This is a genomic window from Burkholderia cepacia, assembly GCF_029962485.1.
GTDB lineage: Bacteria > Pseudomonadota > Gammaproteobacteria > Burkholderiales > Burkholderiaceae > Burkholderia.
Window position 1 is genome coordinate 2,305,054 of sequence record NZ_CP073637.1, and the last position, 16,313, is coordinate 2,321,366.

Here is a 16,313-nt window from a genome sequence, read left to right on the forward strand (position 1 = left end):
GTTGAACGAAGGGCCGGTGCGGGTCAGTGATCGGGCTTCGCCCACCAGGTCGACACGACCCAGCCCTCGGCCGAATAGTACAGCGGCAGCGTCTGCGGATAGGCCAGCGTGTGCCGGTACGCGATCCGGTGCGTCGTGCTGTACCACTGCGGCACCGCGTAGTAGCCATGCATCAGCACGCGGTCGAGCGCGTGCGTCGCGTCGAGCAGGTCCTCGCGCGTCTGTGCGGTGCCGAGCGCGTGCAGCAATGTGTCGACCGCCGGCGACTTCAACCCGATGAAGTTGTCGGAGCCCGGCTCGTCGGCGAACTTGCTCGCGTAACGCGAGTACTGCTCGGCGCCCGGCACCTGCACGCCCGGCAAGCGGATCGTCGTCATGTCGTAGTCGAACGCGTCGAGGCGCTTCTGCAGCAGTGCGAAATCCGCCGTGCGAAAGCGCGCGTCGATGCCGAGCTTCGCGAGATTGCGCTGGTACGCCGTCACGACACCTTCCATCGCGGCGCCCGAATCGTCGAGGATCTCGAACGTGAACGGCTCGCCCTTCGCGTTGCGCAGCGCGCCGTCGCGATAGGTCCAGCCGGCTTGCGCGAGCAATGTGCGCGCCTTCAGCAGGTTCGCGCGCAGCGAGCCCGGCGGGTTCGTGTCCGGCTGCGTGACCATCGGGCCGAACACGGCCGGATCGAGCTGCGCACGCAGCGGCTCGAGCAGCTTCAGCTCACCCTCGCCCGGCGTACCGGTCGCCTGCAGGTCGGTGTCGGCGAAATAGCTGTCGAGGCGCGTGTACGCGCTGTAGAACAGCTGGCGGTTCAGCCATTCGAAGTCGAACGCGAGGTCGAGCGCCTGGCGCACCCGCACGTCGCGAAACAGCGGCCGGCGCAGGTTCATGAAGAAGCCCTGCATGCCGGCGCCGTTATGCTGGCGGAATTCGCGCTTGACGAGCTCGCCGCTGTCGAAACGCTTGCCGACGTCGCGCCGGGTCCAGTTGCGCGCGATGTACTCGACCAGCACGTCGTATTCGCCGGCCTTGAACGCCTCGAGCCGCGCGACGCCGTCGCCGTACAGCTTGTAGACGATCCGCGCGAAGTTGTTGGTGCCGACCCGCACCGGCAGGTCGGCGCCCCAGTAAGCGGGGTTGCGCCGGTACGTGATCGTGCGGCCGTTGTCGTAATGCTCGATCAGGTACGGGCCGCTGCCGATCGGCTGCTCGAACGCGAGCTGGTCGAACGGGATGCGCGAGCCGTCCGCGCGCAATCCCCACTTGCGCGAGAACACGGGCACGCCGCCGGCGATCAGCGGCAGCTCGCGATTCGCGCTGCGGAACTCGAAGCGTACGGTGGCCGGGTCGACCACCACGGCCTTCGTGATCTCCGCGAAATACGCGCCGAACTGCGGCGCGGCCTGCTTGCTCTTCAGCGTGTCGAACGAGAACTTGACGTCGTCGGCCGTGACCGGGTCGCCATTGGAAAAGCGCGCGCGCGGATTCAGGTGGAACGTGACCGAACAGCGATCGGGCGCGACGTCGATGTCGTCGGCCAGCAGCCCGTAAGCGGATGCCGGTTCGTCCGAACTCCCCGTCGCGAGGCTCTCGAACAGATTGTCGATGCCCGGCGCCGGGTTGCCGCGCATCGTGAACGGATTGAACTTGTCGAACGACGTCAGCCGGTTCGGGTTCGCGAGCACGAGCGTGCCGCCCTTCGGCGCATCGGGGTTGACGTAGTCGAAATGCTTGAAGCCCGGCGGATATTTCGGCTCGCCGTACTGCGCGATCGCATAGACCGCGTGGGCGGCCGGCGCGGCCAGCGTCGCGTACAGCGCAAACGCCGCGGCAACGCGGCCGGCGGCCCGTACGGCACGCTGCGCGCCGAAGCAGGCCCGTGAGGCGGCGGCCCGGGGCGAACCCTTCGTCATAGAGGCCCTGTCGGTCGAATGAGGGTAGTAACGAGGGACGATTCTACCCATTCAAGCCTGCGGGCCAAAAGAAAACCGCCACGCGGGCGGTTTCTTCACGAGCGGATCGAGGGCGCGCATCAAGCGGGCGCGCCGCGCCGATCAGCGCCAGCCGTTGTGGCGGCCGTTATCCCAGTGGCCGCGATCGCGATCGCCGCCCCAGCCGCGACCATGGTGGCGATACCACTCGTCACGGCCCCAGTAGCGACGGCCGTCCCAGTAACGGTCGCCGTGCCAGCCGATGATGATGGCCGGCGCCGGTGCGTAGACGGGTGCCGGCGCGTAGACCGGCGCAGGCTGATAGATGACCGGCGGCGGAGGCGGCGCATACACGGGTGCGGGCGCGACGTAGACCGGTGCCGGAACGCCGAGATTGATCCCGACATTGACTCCCGCCATTGCTGCGCCCGACACGAGCAAGGCCGTCATACCGGTCAAGAGCGAGGCAATACGCAAGGTCTTCATGGATTCCTCTTTGGGGGTTGTTTGATGTGTGATTCGACTATAACGGCAAGCACCGTCTCCGCATATTTCAAGTTTGTAAGAACTGATGCGCGGCATCGCAACGGGAAGCCCGCGCTAACGTCTTGTAACAATCGGCGACCTGAATGCGGCATCCCGGCACCGTTCCGCCCACACCCGTGCCCGCCTCCATGGTCCGCGTCCGCATCGGCAGCCTGCGCCACGCGCGGCATCATACTGCCAGTGCGCCCCCCTCCGCGCCCCTTTCGCTCGTCGGCATCTTCCCCATCCGCGCAAACTGCGTCCCCTGCCCCGGCCGGCCCGCGGACGAAAAAAAAGCGGCACTCGCGTGCCGCTCTTCCGGTTGGCGACTCGCGCCGCGATGCCGCTCAGCGCGACATCATGTTCATGCTGACGTTGTGCATCACCCACAACGTGCCGACGATCAGGATCGCCGCGGTCAGCACCGTATAGCTGAACGCCATCACGTTCCAGCGCTGGCCCGACGAACCGTTCATGTGCAGGAAGTACACGAGGTGCACGACGATCTGCACGAAGGCGAGCACGGCCAGCGCGATCAGCGACGCATGCGGCGACAGCACGCCGCCCATCACGAGGCCGAACGACGCGGCCGTCAGCAGCACCGACAGGATGAAACCGGCGACATAGCCGCCGACACTGCCGTGCCCTTCTTCGAGTTGAGACGAATGCGAATGGGCCATTTAGATCACGCTCGCGAGATAGACAAAGGAAAACACGCAGATCCACACGATGTCGAGGAAGTGCCAGAAGAGGCTCAGGCACGTCAGGCGCCGCAGGTCGCGATCGGTCAGGTCGCCGCCGCGGAACACGATCTGCCCGGCGAGTACGATCATCCACAACAGGCCGGCCGTCACGTGCAGCCCGTGCGTGCCGACCAGCGTGAAGAACGCCGACAGGAACGCGCTGCGCTGCGGGCCCGCGCCTTCCGCGATCAGGTGCGAGAACTCGCGCAGTTCCATCGCGAGAAACGCCGCGCCGAGCACGAACGTCACCGCGAGCCATGCGAGCAGCGCGCCGCGTCGCTGCTTGTACGCCGCGAGCATCGCGAAACCGTACGTGATGCTCGACAGCAGCAGCGCGGCGGTTTCCACCGCGACACCCGGAATGTCGAACAGCTCTTTCGCGGTCTGGCCGCCCGCATACTGGTGGCCGAGCACCGCGAACGTCGCGAACAGCGCCGCGAAGATCACGCAGTCGGTCATCAGGTACAGCCAGAAACCGAACACCGAATGCGACGGCGGATGGTCGTCGTGCTCGAGCAGGGTTGCGCTCAAGGTTTTCTGCAACATCAGTTGGCCTCCAGTTCCACGTCGTCGACGCGCGCGGCCACGCGCTTCGTCGGCTGCTTGTCTTCGATCTTCCGCACCGTCGACGCGGGGATGTAATAGCCGTCGTTATCGCGCGAGCTGTAGATCACGAGCGTCGCGATGATCCCGACGAGCCCGCCGATCGCCATCCACCAGATGTGCCATACCAGCGCGAAGCCGAGCACCAGGCTGAAGATCGCGATCACGAGGCCCGCGCAGGTATTCGACGGCATGTGGATGTCGCGGAACGTTGCCGGGTTCGGCCGGCCTTCGCCGCGCGCCTTCATGTCCGCATAGGCGTCGAGCGCGCGCACCTGCGGGATCGCCGCGAAGTTGTAGTCGGCCGGCGGCGACGACGTCGCCCACTCCAGCGTGCGGCCGCCCCACGGGTCGCCCGTCGTGTCGCGGTACTCGGGCAGGTGGCGGTTGCGGATGCTGACCACCAGTTGCAGCACCTGGCACGCAATGCCGATCGCGATCAGCACGGCGCCGAACGCGGCGACCAGCAGCCACGGATGCCATGCCGGGTTGTCGTAGTGGTTCAGACGGCGCGTCATGCCCATGAAGCCGAGCACGTAGAGCGGCACGAACGCGACGTAGAAGCCGATCTGCCAGAACCAGAACGCGGCCTTGCCGAGCTTCTCGTTCAGCTTGAAGCCGAACGCCTTCGGGAACCAGTAGTTGAAGCCCGCGAGATAGCCGAACAGCACGCCGCCGATGATCACGTTGTGGAAGTGCGCGATCAGGAACAGGCTGTTGTGCAGCACGAAGTCCGCGCCGGGAATCGCCATCATCACGCCGGTCATGCCGCCGAGCGTGAACGTGACCATGAAGCCGATCGTCCACAGCACGGGCGTCGTGAATTCGATCCGGCCGCGATACATCGTGAACAGCCAGTTGAACACCTTCACGCCGGTCGGGATCGCGATGATCATCGTCATGATGCCGAAGAACGCGTTGACGTTCGCACCCGAGCCCATCGTGAAGAAGTGATGCAGCCACACGAGGAACGACAGCACCATGATCGCGCAGGTCGCGTACACCATCGTCTTGTAGCCGAACAGCGGCTTCTTCGCGAACGTCGCGATGACTTCCGAGAAGATCCCGAACGCCGGCAGGATCAGGATGTACACCTCCGGATGGCCCCACGCCCAGATCAGGTTCAGGTACAGCATCGCGTTGCCGCCGGCGTCGTTCGTGAAGAAGTGCATGCCGAGGTAACGGTCGAGGCCGAGCAGCGCGAGCGTCGCGGTCAGGATCGGGAACGACGCCATGATCAGCACGTTCGTGCAGAGCGCCGTCCACGTGAACACCGGCATCTTCATCAGCGTCATGCCCGGCGCGCGCATCTTGATGATCGTCACGAAGAAGTTCACGCCGGTCAGCAGCGTGCCTACGCCCGAGATCTGCAGCGCCCACAGGTAGTAGTCGACCCCTACCCCCGGACTGAACTGCAGCTCCGACAGCGGCGGGTAGGCAAGCCAGCCCGTCTGCGCGAATTCGCCGATCACGAGCGACACGTTGATCAGGATCGCGCTGACGGCCGTCATCCAGAACGACAGCGAGTTGATGAACGGGAACGCGACGTCGCGCGCGCCGATCTGCAGCGGCACGACCAGGTTCATCAGGCCGACCATGAACACCATCGCCATGAAGAAGATCATGATCACGCCGTGTGCCGTGAAGACCTGGTCATAGTGGTGCGGCGGCAGGTAGCCGGGCCCGTTGTACGCGAGCGCGAGCTGCATGCGCATCATGATCGCGTCGGCGAAGCCGCGCAGCAGCATGATCAGCGCGACGATGATGTACATCACGCCGAGTCTCTTGTGGTCGACCGTGGTCAGCCATTCCGTCCACAGCCATTTCCACCGGCCGGTGATCGTCAGCGCGGCGAGAATGCCCAGCACGACCAGACCCATGAAGGCGCCCGCCCCCATGATGATGGGCTGATCGAACGGGATCGCCGAAAGTGTGAGTTTGCCGAACATGCGTTACCCCTTCGTGCCGCAGGCGGCGTCCTTCAGGTCGAGGACGTGGCCATCGTTGTATTTCGCGATGATGTTGTGGAAGAGCCGCGGATCGACCGACGAGAAGTAGCGCACCGGCGCCTTCTCGCTCGGTTGCGCGACGGTGCCGTACACGGTCGCGTCGAGCCGGTCCGGCGACGCCTTCACTTTCTGCACCCATGCATCGAACTGCTCGCGCGGCTCGGCGAGCGTGCGGAACTTCATGTCCGAGAAGCCCCGGCCGCTGAAGTTGGCGGACGTACCCGCGTAGTTGCCGGGTTCGTCGGCGATCAGGTGCAGGCGCGTCTGCATGCCGGCCATGGCGTAGACCTGACCGCCGAGCTGCGGGATGAAGAACGAGTTCATCACCGAATCCGACGTGATGCGGAAATTCACCGGCGTGCCCACCGGAATCGCGAGCTGGTTCACCGACGCGATGCCGAGTTCCGGATAGATGAACAGCCACTTCCAATCGAGCGCAACGACTTCGACGTCGATCGGTTTCACCGACGACTCCAGCGGCTTGTACGGATCGAGTTCGTGCGTGGTCTTCCACGTGAGCACGCCGAGGAACAGGATGATCAGCGTCGGCACCGTCCAGATCACGACCTCGATCGCGGTCGAATGCGACCAGTTCGGCGCGTAGGTCGCGTTGCGGTTCGATGCGCGATAGCGCCACGCGAACCAAAGCGTGAGCAGGATCACCGGCACGACGACGACCAGCATCGCCCAGGTGGACGTCGCGATCAGCGCCTTTTCGGCGGCACCCACACTACCTTTCGGATTTAGTACATCTAAATTACAGCCTGACAGGCTCAGTGCCGCACCGATTGATATCAGCGCCGACCAGCCTCTTGAAGCTTTTCTTTTCATCACACAGCCCGAGGGTCATTGAATCCGTTTGCGTATGCCCGATGCGCATTCGATTCACGAAAGTGGCCGAATCATACGTCGCGCGGGTGCGATGAAAAACTGGTTGATGCGGCAAATCATCATTGCAAAATCTGCCGTGAGTCACATTGTCGCGGGGCAATTTCACGCAGCCGGAAGCGGGCCCGGCGCTCGCCGTGCCGGACCTCGATAGATGCGTGCGCAACGAGCCGTATCGCCGTGCGATGCGGCCCGCTTGCGCGGCTCGATGCGTTGGGGTCAGTCGTGCGTCGACGCCATGTACGACGGCAGCGCCGGAACGGGGCCGTCCCCTGCCGGCACCTTCGACTGGCTTGCTTCCTGGATCAGCTTGCCGACGGTCGGATCGATCGCGTCGGTGAACGGCTTCGGATCGATGCCGATCGCCAGCACGACCAGCGCGAGCGACGCGAATATCACGATCTCGCGACGATTCAGGTCGGCGAGCTTTGCGATCCGCTGGCTCGCGACCTTGCCGAACACGACGCGCTTGAGCATCCACAGCGTGTACGACGCGCTGAGGATCAGCGTCAGTGCCGCGATCGCGCCGATCCAGAAGTTGAAGCGGATCGCGCCCATGATGACCATGAACTCGCCGACGAAGCCCGACGTGCCCGGCAGGCCGACGTTGGCCATCGCGAACAGCACGGTGAAGGTCGCGAAACGCGGCATCACGCCCGCCACGCCGCCGTACGCGGCGATCTCGCGCTGCTTCGTGCGATCGACGAGCACGTTCACGCACAGCAGCATCGCGCCGGCGACGAAGCCGTACGACACGAGCTGCACGATCGCACCCTCGACGCCGATCCGGTTGAACAGGAACAGCCCGAGCGTGACGATGCCCATGTGCGCGACCGTCGAATACGCGAGCAGCTTGCCGAGATCGGTCTGCGCAAGCGCGATCAGGCTCGCATAGACGATCGCGAACAACGACAGCGCGATCACCGCCGGCGCGAAGAAGTGACTCGCATCGGGCGTGATCGGCAGCGCGAAACGCAGGAATCCGTAGCCGCCGAGCTTGAGCATCGCGAGCATCAGCGCGGCACCAGTCGGGCCGTCGGTGTAGACGTCGCTCAACCACGTATGGACCGGCCACATCGGCACCTTCACCGCGAACGCCGCGAAAAAGCCGAGGAACACCAGCAACTGCGGCGCGAAGCCGAGCTGCAGCGTGCGCCACGCCGCCATGTCGAACGTATGCGACTGCGCGTACAGGTACAGCATCGCCATCAACAGCAGCAGCGAGCCCGCGAACGAGATGAAGAAGAACTTCACGGCCGCATACACGCGGCGCTCGCGCCCCCAGGTGCCGATCAGCAGGTACAGCGGGATCAGCGTCGCCTCGAAGAAGATGAAGAACAGCAGCCCGTCCTGCGCGACGAACACGCCGACCATCAATCCCGACAGGATCAGGAACGACGCGTAGTACTGCGCGACGCGCACCGTGACCGACTCCCACGACGCGATCACCACCACGAGCGTCGTGAAGGCGGTCAGCACGACGAGCCACAGCGACGCGCCGTCGATGCCGACGCGCCATCCGGAATTGAATGCCGCCAGCCAGTCACGGCTTTCGACGAACTGCATCGCCGCCGAATGCGCATCGAAGCCGGCAACCAACGGGACGACGGCCGCGAGCCCCACGATCGCGCCCGCGAGCGCGATCAGCCGCGTGCGGCGCGGGTGACGGTCGGAACCGGCGCGCAGCAGGCACGCGCCGAACAGGATCGGAGCCCAGATGGCCAGGCTCAGGAAGGGGAAATCATGCATGTCAACAAGGCCTTGATGAGGTCGCGCACTGCATCGGGGACAGGCGAGACGAAAGGAACGAAATCAAATCGACAGGTAGATTTCGTGAATCGCCAGTGTTGGCAAAATGTAAAGCGACATCACGGGGAAACTTGATGTCGCTCAAACGCGATCGGGTTAACCAGCATAAGGCGATTGATTATTTTCTGCAGCGCAGCAGAGCCTCAATTTTCCATCCCGATGCATGACGCTGATTTTATTAAGTAATTTTTTGTATTGCGTGCCATGGCAAATCGCGAAAAACGATGCAATGCCGCATTTTTGGCGTCAGCACGTCATTTCGCGGGGCCGGAACAGGATTATCGAGGACGCGCCGGGTGGTGATCCGATGCCTCGCATTTCCTTACACCAATCATTACGTTTCAATTACTTTTCACCGACACGATACAGGCCGAGTGATTGGCCACCCTTCCCGCCCGGTGTCGCGGCAGGCATCGCATCTGTCATGTTCCCGGCCGTCAGCGCTGATGACTCAGCCGGTCCCAGACGCGCATCGTCACCGCGCGATAGTGGTTGTGTTGCGCGGGGAAATGGACGAAGCGGCTATCGCGCGTCGCATAGACCGGCGATGACGCGAGCGTCGTCGCGTCGACGATATGGCGCGCATCGACCAGGCCGGACTCCAGCAGCTCCACATAGATCGCCTGCTGGTCGCCGCCGCTCGCGTAGACCGACGATCGATCGCCGAAATGCTCGATGCGCGCGCAGATACGCTCGACGAGTTCACGCATCGGCGCCACGTTGCGCACGCCGATCATGCACGAGTTGATCGCCCAGGCCGTGTGATCGGTACCGATCAGGAAGTCGCGGCCGTCGATCACGCTGTCGATCGCCTGACTCTGGTCGATCGCCAGGATGTCCGCATCGACCCAGAACACGAATTCGTGATGCGGCAGATGTTCGCGAATCAGATGCAGCTTCGCCCAGTTCGCGTCGATGCCGCCCGGCAGGAACGCCGGCGCCTCGCGATACGCGTGGTACGCATAGCCGTGCCGCGTGCAGTAGCGGACGAAGTTCTCCTCGTGCAGATCGCCATAGCCCGCGATATGCGACGTATGCAAGCTCACGAACGCAATACGCGCATGCGGATTCACATGCCGCTCCGCCTCGCGCGTTCGCTGCTGCGCGGCGCGCCAGTCATCCAGCGCGCGCGGTTGATCGCCGTGCTGGTACCGCTCGGCATCGTCGACGAGCGCAACCACGTAGCGGAAATCGTAGTCGGCCGCCGGCGCCCAGACGCCCTCCACCGCCTGCCACTCGGGCGCGTTGTGCGCGACGAGCGGCCGCGCACCGGCGATCGAATCGATCGCGATGCCATCGCTCCAGACCGTCTGCGCCGACGCGAAATGGCCGTTCGCGAGCGGCACATCGAACGGCAGCGGTGGAAAGTGCTCCGCAAGCAGCGTCGCCTCGCAAGCATCGCGGCGTTCCGGAAGGCGCATCGCCCACTTGCCCAGTTCGAATGCGAGCTTGCGCAATCGCTCCCGCACATCGGGCACATTGCGGAAGATCATGCCGCTTGCGGCGGGCAGCGGCGACTTCGACGTCTGCGTGGTGACGATTGCGTCGTAGCCGTGCGCGACGTCCGGCAGCGCGTGCGGATCGAACACGACGGAGAACGGATCGAGCACGAGCAGCAATGCGCCCGGCTCCATCGCGACGAGCTGCGCGATGATCGCGTGATACTTGTGCAGGATCTGCTGGCGCTCGCCGTACACGTGCATGCCGTCGACCGTCGCATGCCGATAGCCGTGCAGCTGCGCGTAACGCGCGTGGTTATCGACGAGTCCGTCGACAGGCCGATGAGAGAGGAAAGTCAGAACGGAATGCGGGCTTGCCAAGTGCATCACCTTGAGTTGCGCCAGGACGATACGCGATATGTAGCGCATGACGGGTGCTCAAGTCGAGCATTCATTGCCTGTGGGGCCGCGACGAAGTTCGCGTGAGGATGCGATCCGGCAGCATCGAACCTTTCTCGCGCGACACGGCACGATGGGCCCGAAAAAGAAAAAGCCCCGTCAGTCCTAGAACTGACGGGGCTTTGTCACCGCTTTTGGCGGAGACGGAGACTGTCTCCGCCTATCACTCCAGTTCACGCGGCATCACGACGCATCATCCATCGCCTTGATTCACTTGCGTTTTCCGTCCTGACACGTCTACCATTGTCCACTCAAATCGCGGGTCAGAACGTATGTACGGACGTATGTAGGAAAGTTAGGCGGAGGGTTTATGGGGCGGGGAATTCACAAGCTGTCGGCGGTCGGCGTCGGCAAGGAAGATCGGCGCGGCTACCACGGTGACGGCGGCGGCCTCTGGCTGCAGGTCAGCCAGTCCGGGACGAAGTCATGGATATTTCGATACGCCAGGCACGGCAAGACGCGCAACCTGGGGCTGGGGCCGTACCCGGACGTGACGCTGAAGGCCGCCAGGGACAAAGCTACGGAGCTGCGCGCCGCCCTTGCACGTGGCGAGGACCCGATGGCCGAGCGCGCCGCCGCCAAGGCCCAGGCTGCCAGCCGGATGACGTTCGACCAGTGCAGCGCGGCGTACATAGCGGCGCATCGGGGCGGCTGGAAGAACCCGAAGCACGCCGAGCAGTGGACGAACACCCTGGCGACCTACGCCAGCCCCGTAATCGGCAGCCTGGACGTGGCGCACGTCGCTACGCAGCACGTCGTTCGCATCCTGGAACCGATATGGCTGACGAAGAACGAAACCGCGTCGCGCGTGCGCGGCCGGATCGAACGAATCCTGGCGTGGGCGAAAACGCGCCACCTGCGTACCGGCGACAACCCGGCAGCCTGGCGGCATCACCTAGACACCCTTCTGCCGAAGCCTAGCCAGGTTCAGGAGGATTCGCACTTCCCGGCGCTACCGTATCGCCAGATGAACGAATTCATGATGGATTTGCGCGAGCGCCCAGGCGTGGCGGCGCGGGCGCTGGAATTCACGATCCTGACGGCCGCCAGAACGAACGAGACAATCGGCGCTACCTGGGATGAATTCAATTTGCAGAACGCCGTCTGGATCGTTCCAGGTCCCAGGATGAAGCGCAGCCGCGCTCACCATATCCCGCTTTGTCTCCGCGCCCTACAAATCCTGGAGGAAATGAAGGCCGAGCGCGTTGCCGATCACGTGTTTCCCAGCGGCGAAGATGGTCTGTCGAACGCAGCAATGGGGAAAGTCATCAAGATCATCAATGGGCGGCGCGAGAAAGCCGAACTGCCGCTATGGGTCGATCCGATGGAGGACAACCGGCCCGTGGTCCCGCATGGCATGCGTAGTTCGTTCCGTGATTGGGCCGGCGAGGTATCGCACCATGAGCGCGAGGTGATCGAACACGCCCTGGCACACAAGCTGGCGGACGACAGCGAAGCGGCCTACCAGCGCGGCGCGATGTTCGAGAAACGGCGTGTCCTGATGGACGACTGGGCGAAATACATCGAGACACCGCAGCCAGCGCAGGAAACTGCCATCGCAGCATGACGAACACCCCGCCCCGCGCGGGGTTTTCTTTATCCATTGCGCTGACTTGTCCAAGAATTTCGTGGCACCGCGTGAAGCGCGATGAACGACACGCATCCTGGATGACTGTTTAAACGCAATGTGCGGGGGTCCGGAAATCCCACGGGAGGAATTGCCGTCCAGCTTCAAGGATTATCGAATCGTCATAACCAAATGGACGGTTCGATACAAAATGGAACAGAAACCCAAGCGCGTTTTGCGCATCGAGGACGTTACGTACAAAGTCGGCATGCCGCGCTCGTCGGTGTACGCGGCTATCGCTCGCGGCGAATTCCCGGCAGCGATCAAACTCGGCGTGAAGGCGTCGGGCTGGCTTGAATCGGAAGTTGATGCCTGGATCGACGCACGCGTGGCAGCATCGCGCGGGCAAAAAGAAACGGGGGTGGCACGATGAACCGCGCGACCCCCAACAAAGAAAAAATCCTGAGTACTTCGAATTATACCAGCATGCTGTCCCGCATTGCGCGCGCGCTCACGAACCCCAGCCATCCAGCGGCCTTCGGCGCAATGCTCGCGCTCAACGTTCTCGTGTGGAGGCTGGCATGAGCAATCGTGAACTCCTAACCGTATCTGCCTTCAAGGAACGTTGCGTCGCCAATGCAGACGAGATGCGACGTAACGAAGATCATGCCCGCGCCCTTATGGTTGACGCACTGCTCAGGCACGTCGAAGTACGCCTTAGCTGGGGGCTGCAGGCAGCTTGCAGGGACGCCTGGAACTGCATCGGGCGCCACGTGCCGTATGCGCATAAATCCCTGGCTGAAAAGACGCTGGCAGATATCGGCTGGGTGCGCAAGCAGCGGGGGCAAGCTGAGTGACCACTTTTGACGAAATCGTAAAGGTGTCGATACCGGATTCGTTCCGCGAAAAGCCGCCGAAGCCGAAGCTTGACCCCGAACTGGAAGCCAGGAAACAGGCGTATCTGGCGGCGGCGCGGAAAGAACGGGACGCGCGGAATGCGGCGCTTGCGAACGACGCTGCGCCGCGCCCAAGGAACGGGATTGAAGCCGTCGAAGCGATGCACCGCCACGGCGTCGCGCTGGCAACCGACATGCGCGGCGAGCCATACGCGAACCTGGATGGAGCCATTGCCGTACTGCAAGGCCACCCGCGCTTCGCTGGCCGCATCTGGTACGACACGTTTCACCAGGACGTTTTCACGACCTGGGATTGCGATGAGCCGCGCCAATGGACAGACGCTGACCGATTGCTGGTCGCCGCCGTGTTCCAGCGCGAATTCGGCTTGGTGAAATTCAGCGATGAGCTGATCGACAAGGCCGCCATCGCCGTCGCGCAAGCCGACCAGCGCGACGAACTGCGCGACTGGCTGCAATCGCTGCGCTGGGACGGAACGCCGCGCCTGGGTGACTGGCTGCAGCGCGCGGTCGGTGCGCCGGACGACGAGTATCACAACGCAGTCGGCCGAAACTTCATCTTGTCGATGGTTGCGCGCGGGCTTGTGCCTGGCTGCAAGGTGGACACCATGCCTGTGTTCGAGGGCTCGCAGGGTGCCGGGAAGTCGAAACTGCTGGGCATGCTTGGCGGAAAGTATTTTTCAGAGTTGTCTGAGGGCATGGACACGAAGGACTTTTTCGTGACCATCCAGGGCACTTGGTTGGTCGAGGTCGCCGAACTGGACGCGTTTCGGAAAACCGAAGTGACCCGCATCAAACAGGCACTGTCGTCACGCCAGGACCGTTGTCGGCTGCCGTATGCGAAACGCGCCGTCAACCTGCCCCGCCGCGTTGTATTCGCTGGAACGACCAACGAACACGAATACCTGCGTGACTCGACAGGGGCGCGCCGCTTCTGGCCGCTGGCCGTGACGAGCATCGACCACGCATGGCTTGAATCAAATCGCGAACAGCTTTTCGCTGAAGCAGTAGAGGCGTTCAACACTAGGGCGACCTGGTGGGAAGTGCCGACCGAAGCCGCCAAGGCGCAGACCGATGAACGGCGCGAAACCGACGCCTGGGAAGAAACCATCGATCAGTGGTGTATCGGCCGCAGTGAAGTGCTGGTTTCCGAAGTGCTGGCCGGCATCGGTGTTGAAACGGCCCGCCAAGGTAAGGGCGAGCAGATGCGCGCCTGCAGAATCCTGGGATTACTTGGCTATAAGCGCCGGCTGTTGCGACGGTCTGGAAAACCTACCAGGGTATGGGTTCGCAACGTTGATGACGACGAACGCCCGATTTAATTGACGTGCCCCGCAGCCCCGCCATCGAGCGGGGCATTTTTGTAACCACCGTCAGCCGAGCCGTCACCACCACATGACGCCAGGTGGTGACGGCCGAAACCAGCGCCTGATAACGCTCTCATCCTTTAGCAACCACCGTAACCACCGTAACCACTAGGTTTAATAAATGTAATTGGTACACCGGGGGATATATAGGAAGTCTGGGGTTTCACGGTTTCAATGGTTACACGGTTACGTGGTTACGCCCACTGCGCCCCACTCCATCGCAGCCTGGATGATGTGCGACCTAGTGGCGTGGTGTGACGCGGCGCGTACGTGCATCGTGGTCGGTGGCTGCCACGGGGCTGGATGGTGGCGGCGCAGCGATATTCGTAACACAAAAGGTACTTCCGGAGGGGGCCAGGGTGCGGAGGTAATGGCTCCGCACCGCTCAATCTCTGGCTGGCTATTTTTAGCCCATTTCCGTTTCTCATTGTGAAATGCAGTGAACGAACGTTCGCAAACAGCGGAAATCCCACGGGAGGAACAGCACATCGAAACGCGGAACAATGCCGGAAAACTCACCGAAAGGATTCCCGAACCATGCCGCAACTGAATGCGCTTCACGAAATTTTCGACAACAGTACGCGCGCCCTTGGCTATGCCGACGTTGGCGCGGCCGACACCCCGCACCGCATCGCCGTGCCTGCCGTCGCGTCTGGCGGCATCGACCTGACCCGAGCGTTTGCGATGCGCGAGGGCTTCGAAAGCTACTACCGCCTGAACCTGGTGGAAGCCGGCAAGACGAACGAGCTGGACCCGTCCGCGCTCATGCGTGACAACAGCCGCGTGGTTTCCGCTGGCGCGCGGCTGATCGTTGCGCCGGAAAAGCCCGCGCCGCAGTTCGGCCCGCAGTCTGGCGCGAACCATCCGGGCTTCTACACCAACCCGTCGAAGGTCCGCCACGTCGAGCCGGCGGCGTTCGCCAGTGTGACCGATGGCCAGGAAGCCGCGCTGTCCGCTATCCCATTCGAGGATGCTGACTTCAGCTGGGGCGACGCGCCGAACTTCGCGTTCCGCAGCAAGATCACGCGCGCCCAGCGTCGCGACGTTGCCGGCGATCAACTCAGCGACGATTTCATGATCGCGATTGCGCTGGGCCTGGGCGAGCTGATGGACCGCCTGTTCCTTGCCGCCGTCCTGGCGGCGACGCCTGCCGCGTTCACCATCGGCGCACTGGCGGCGCGTCACGCGAAGCTGGACGAAGCCCGCGCCCTGGTGGGCACCGCAGGCGCTGGCGCATCGTTCCGTGGTGACGGCGTGTTCGTCGCGGCTGGCGGCATTCCGGCCGAACTGACCGCCGCTACCGACAAGACCGTGGTGGGCCTGTTCAATCGCGCCGCTGTCGCCGTGCGTCCCGAACTGAGCGTTCACGTGAAGCGCCTCAATGTGAGCGGCGACCAGGAACTGATCGTGTTCGGCAACCTGCAACCGGTTATCCCGAATCCGTCCACCGACTTCTGGACGGCCGCGTAATGCTTGCCCGCCTTCGCGCCCTGGTGGGCGGGCGCAAGCCCACCGCAGCGCCTGCAGTCATCGCCACCGACGCACTGCCGCCCGAAGTGCAAGTAGCCCTTGCTGGCGCAACGATCGCCGACCGTGGCGAGGACGATGAGGGAAACCGGCACATCCTTGTCATCCTCGCTGGCGGCGGCGCCTTCCGATACTCGCGTGAGAGCGCCAGCGCCTGGCTGCGCAGCCAGTACAGCCTGAACGACGCGCAGGTGTCACGTGCGCTGAAGATGCTGCACGCGCTTGTGATTGAAGCGCAGCGAGGTGTCAGAGCTGCACCAGCGCAGCGCAGTGACTGGGCCAGCTGGAAGCCACTGGAGCTTTGAATATGGAACAGCAAAAAGTCTCATTGACTCTCCCGCGTGACGTGCGCGAACGCATCGATGCCGAGCGACGCACCATGTCGCAACGCGTCGGCGCAGAACTGAGCTTCAACCAGGCCGCAACGGCTCTGCTGCGGCGCGCGCTGGACAGTCAGTCAGCACCGGCAAACTGATTTTCACCCCGTGCCCGCCGGGAATTAACGCGGGATGCTGTAGCTCACGACGCGGCATCATGG

At 63.5% G+C, this 16,313-nt stretch carries 15 protein-coding genes; 7 read left to right on the top strand and 8 right to left on the bottom strand.

Annotated elements, in window-relative coordinates; translation table 11 throughout:
* Nucleotides 1-23 precede the first annotated feature (23 nt).
* The 8 genes from KEC55_RS10725 to KEC55_RS10760 all read right to left on the bottom strand — a co-directional run bounded on the left by KEC55_RS10725 (nt 24) and on the right by KEC55_RS10760 (nt 10,328).
* On the bottom strand, nt 24-1,907 hold the full coding sequence (locus KEC55_RS10725; RefSeq protein WP_282505461.1) for an extracellular solute-binding protein: 1,884 nt from the start codon (nt 1,905-1,907) through the stop codon (nt 24-26).
* Between the two features lie 141 nt (nt 1,908-2,048).
* The gene (locus tag KEC55_RS10730; protein ID WP_282505462.1) at nt 2,049-2,411 is read right to left on the bottom strand and encodes a hypothetical protein; all 363 of its coding nucleotides are present in this window, start codon (nt 2,409-2,411) and stop codon (nt 2,049-2,051) included.
* Between the two features lie 386 nt (nt 2,412-2,797).
* A complete protein-coding gene (cyoD, locus tag KEC55_RS10735; protein WP_011352504.1) occupies nt 2,798-3,130 on the bottom strand; it encodes a cytochrome o ubiquinol oxidase subunit IV in 333 nt (110 codons plus the stop codon).
* Nucleotides 3,131-3,739: a cytochrome o ubiquinol oxidase subunit III gene (cyoC, locus tag KEC55_RS10740; protein WP_034188894.1), complete on the bottom strand. Its 609-nt coding sequence runs from the start codon at nt 3,737-3,739 to the stop codon at nt 3,131-3,133.
* The gene (gene cyoB / locus KEC55_RS10745; protein WP_282505464.1) at nt 3,739-5,745 is read right to left on the bottom strand and encodes a cytochrome o ubiquinol oxidase subunit I; all 2,007 of its coding nucleotides are present in this window, start codon (nt 5,743-5,745) and stop codon (nt 3,739-3,741) included. The genes cyoC and cyoB overlap by 1 nt, the downstream gene beginning before the upstream one ends.
* A gap of 3 nt (nt 5,746-5,748) precedes the next feature.
* Nucleotides 5,749-6,636, bottom strand: coding sequence for a ubiquinol oxidase subunit II (gene cyoA / locus KEC55_RS10750; RefSeq protein WP_176047385.1), 888 nt, complete (start codon nt 6,634-6,636; stop codon nt 5,749-5,751).
* Between the two features lie 276 nt (nt 6,637-6,912).
* Nucleotides 6,913-8,442, bottom strand: coding sequence for a complex I subunit 4 family protein (locus KEC55_RS10755; protein ID WP_282505465.1), 1,530 nt, complete (start codon nt 8,440-8,442; stop codon nt 6,913-6,915).
* A 497-nt stretch (nt 8,443-8,939) separates the two neighbouring features.
* Nucleotides 8,940-10,328 (bottom strand): hypothetical protein, encoded by a 1,389-nt coding sequence (locus KEC55_RS10760; RefSeq protein ID WP_282507513.1) that lies wholly within the window; start codon nt 10,326-10,328, stop codon nt 8,940-8,942.
* Nucleotides 10,329-10,710: 382 nt separating this feature from the next.
* Between KEC55_RS10760 and KEC55_RS10765 the strand changes: the two genes are divergently transcribed.
* From KEC55_RS10765 to KEC55_RS10795, 7 genes are all read left to right on the top strand, one after another.
* Nucleotides 10,711-11,967, top strand: coding sequence for a tyrosine-type recombinase/integrase (locus tag KEC55_RS10765; RefSeq protein ID WP_282505467.1), 1,257 nt, complete (start codon nt 10,711-10,713; stop codon nt 11,965-11,967).
* A gap of 211 nt (nt 11,968-12,178) precedes the next feature.
* Entirely contained in the window at nt 12,179-12,400 is a 222-nt protein-coding gene (locus KEC55_RS10770) for a helix-turn-helix transcriptional regulator (protein WP_282505468.1), read from the top strand.
* Between the two features lie 148 nt (nt 12,401-12,548).
* A complete protein-coding gene (locus KEC55_RS10775) occupies nt 12,549-12,824 on the top strand; it encodes a hypothetical protein (RefSeq protein ID WP_282505469.1) in 276 nt (91 codons plus the stop codon).
* Entirely contained in the window at nt 12,821-14,203 is a 1,383-nt protein-coding gene (locus KEC55_RS10780; protein WP_282505470.1) for a virulence-associated E family protein, read from the top strand. The genes KEC55_RS10775 and KEC55_RS10780 overlap by 4 nt, the downstream gene beginning before the upstream one ends.
* Nucleotides 14,204-14,785: 582 nt before the next feature.
* Nucleotides 14,786-15,718 (top strand): hypothetical protein, encoded by a 933-nt coding sequence (locus KEC55_RS10785; RefSeq protein ID WP_282505471.1) that lies wholly within the window; start codon nt 14,786-14,788, stop codon nt 15,716-15,718.
* Complete coding sequence (locus tag KEC55_RS10790) at nt 15,718-16,080, top strand: hypothetical protein (RefSeq protein WP_282505473.1); 363 nt, start codon at nt 15,718-15,720, stop codon at nt 16,078-16,080. The genes KEC55_RS10785 and KEC55_RS10790 overlap by 1 nt, the downstream gene beginning before the upstream one ends.
* 2 nt (nt 16,081-16,082) lie before the next feature.
* Nucleotides 16,083-16,250, top strand: a complete 168-nt coding sequence (locus KEC55_RS10795; protein ID WP_175427649.1) for a hypothetical protein — start codon at nt 16,083-16,085, stop codon at nt 16,248-16,250.
* Nucleotides 16,251-16,313 lie beyond the last annotated feature (63 nt).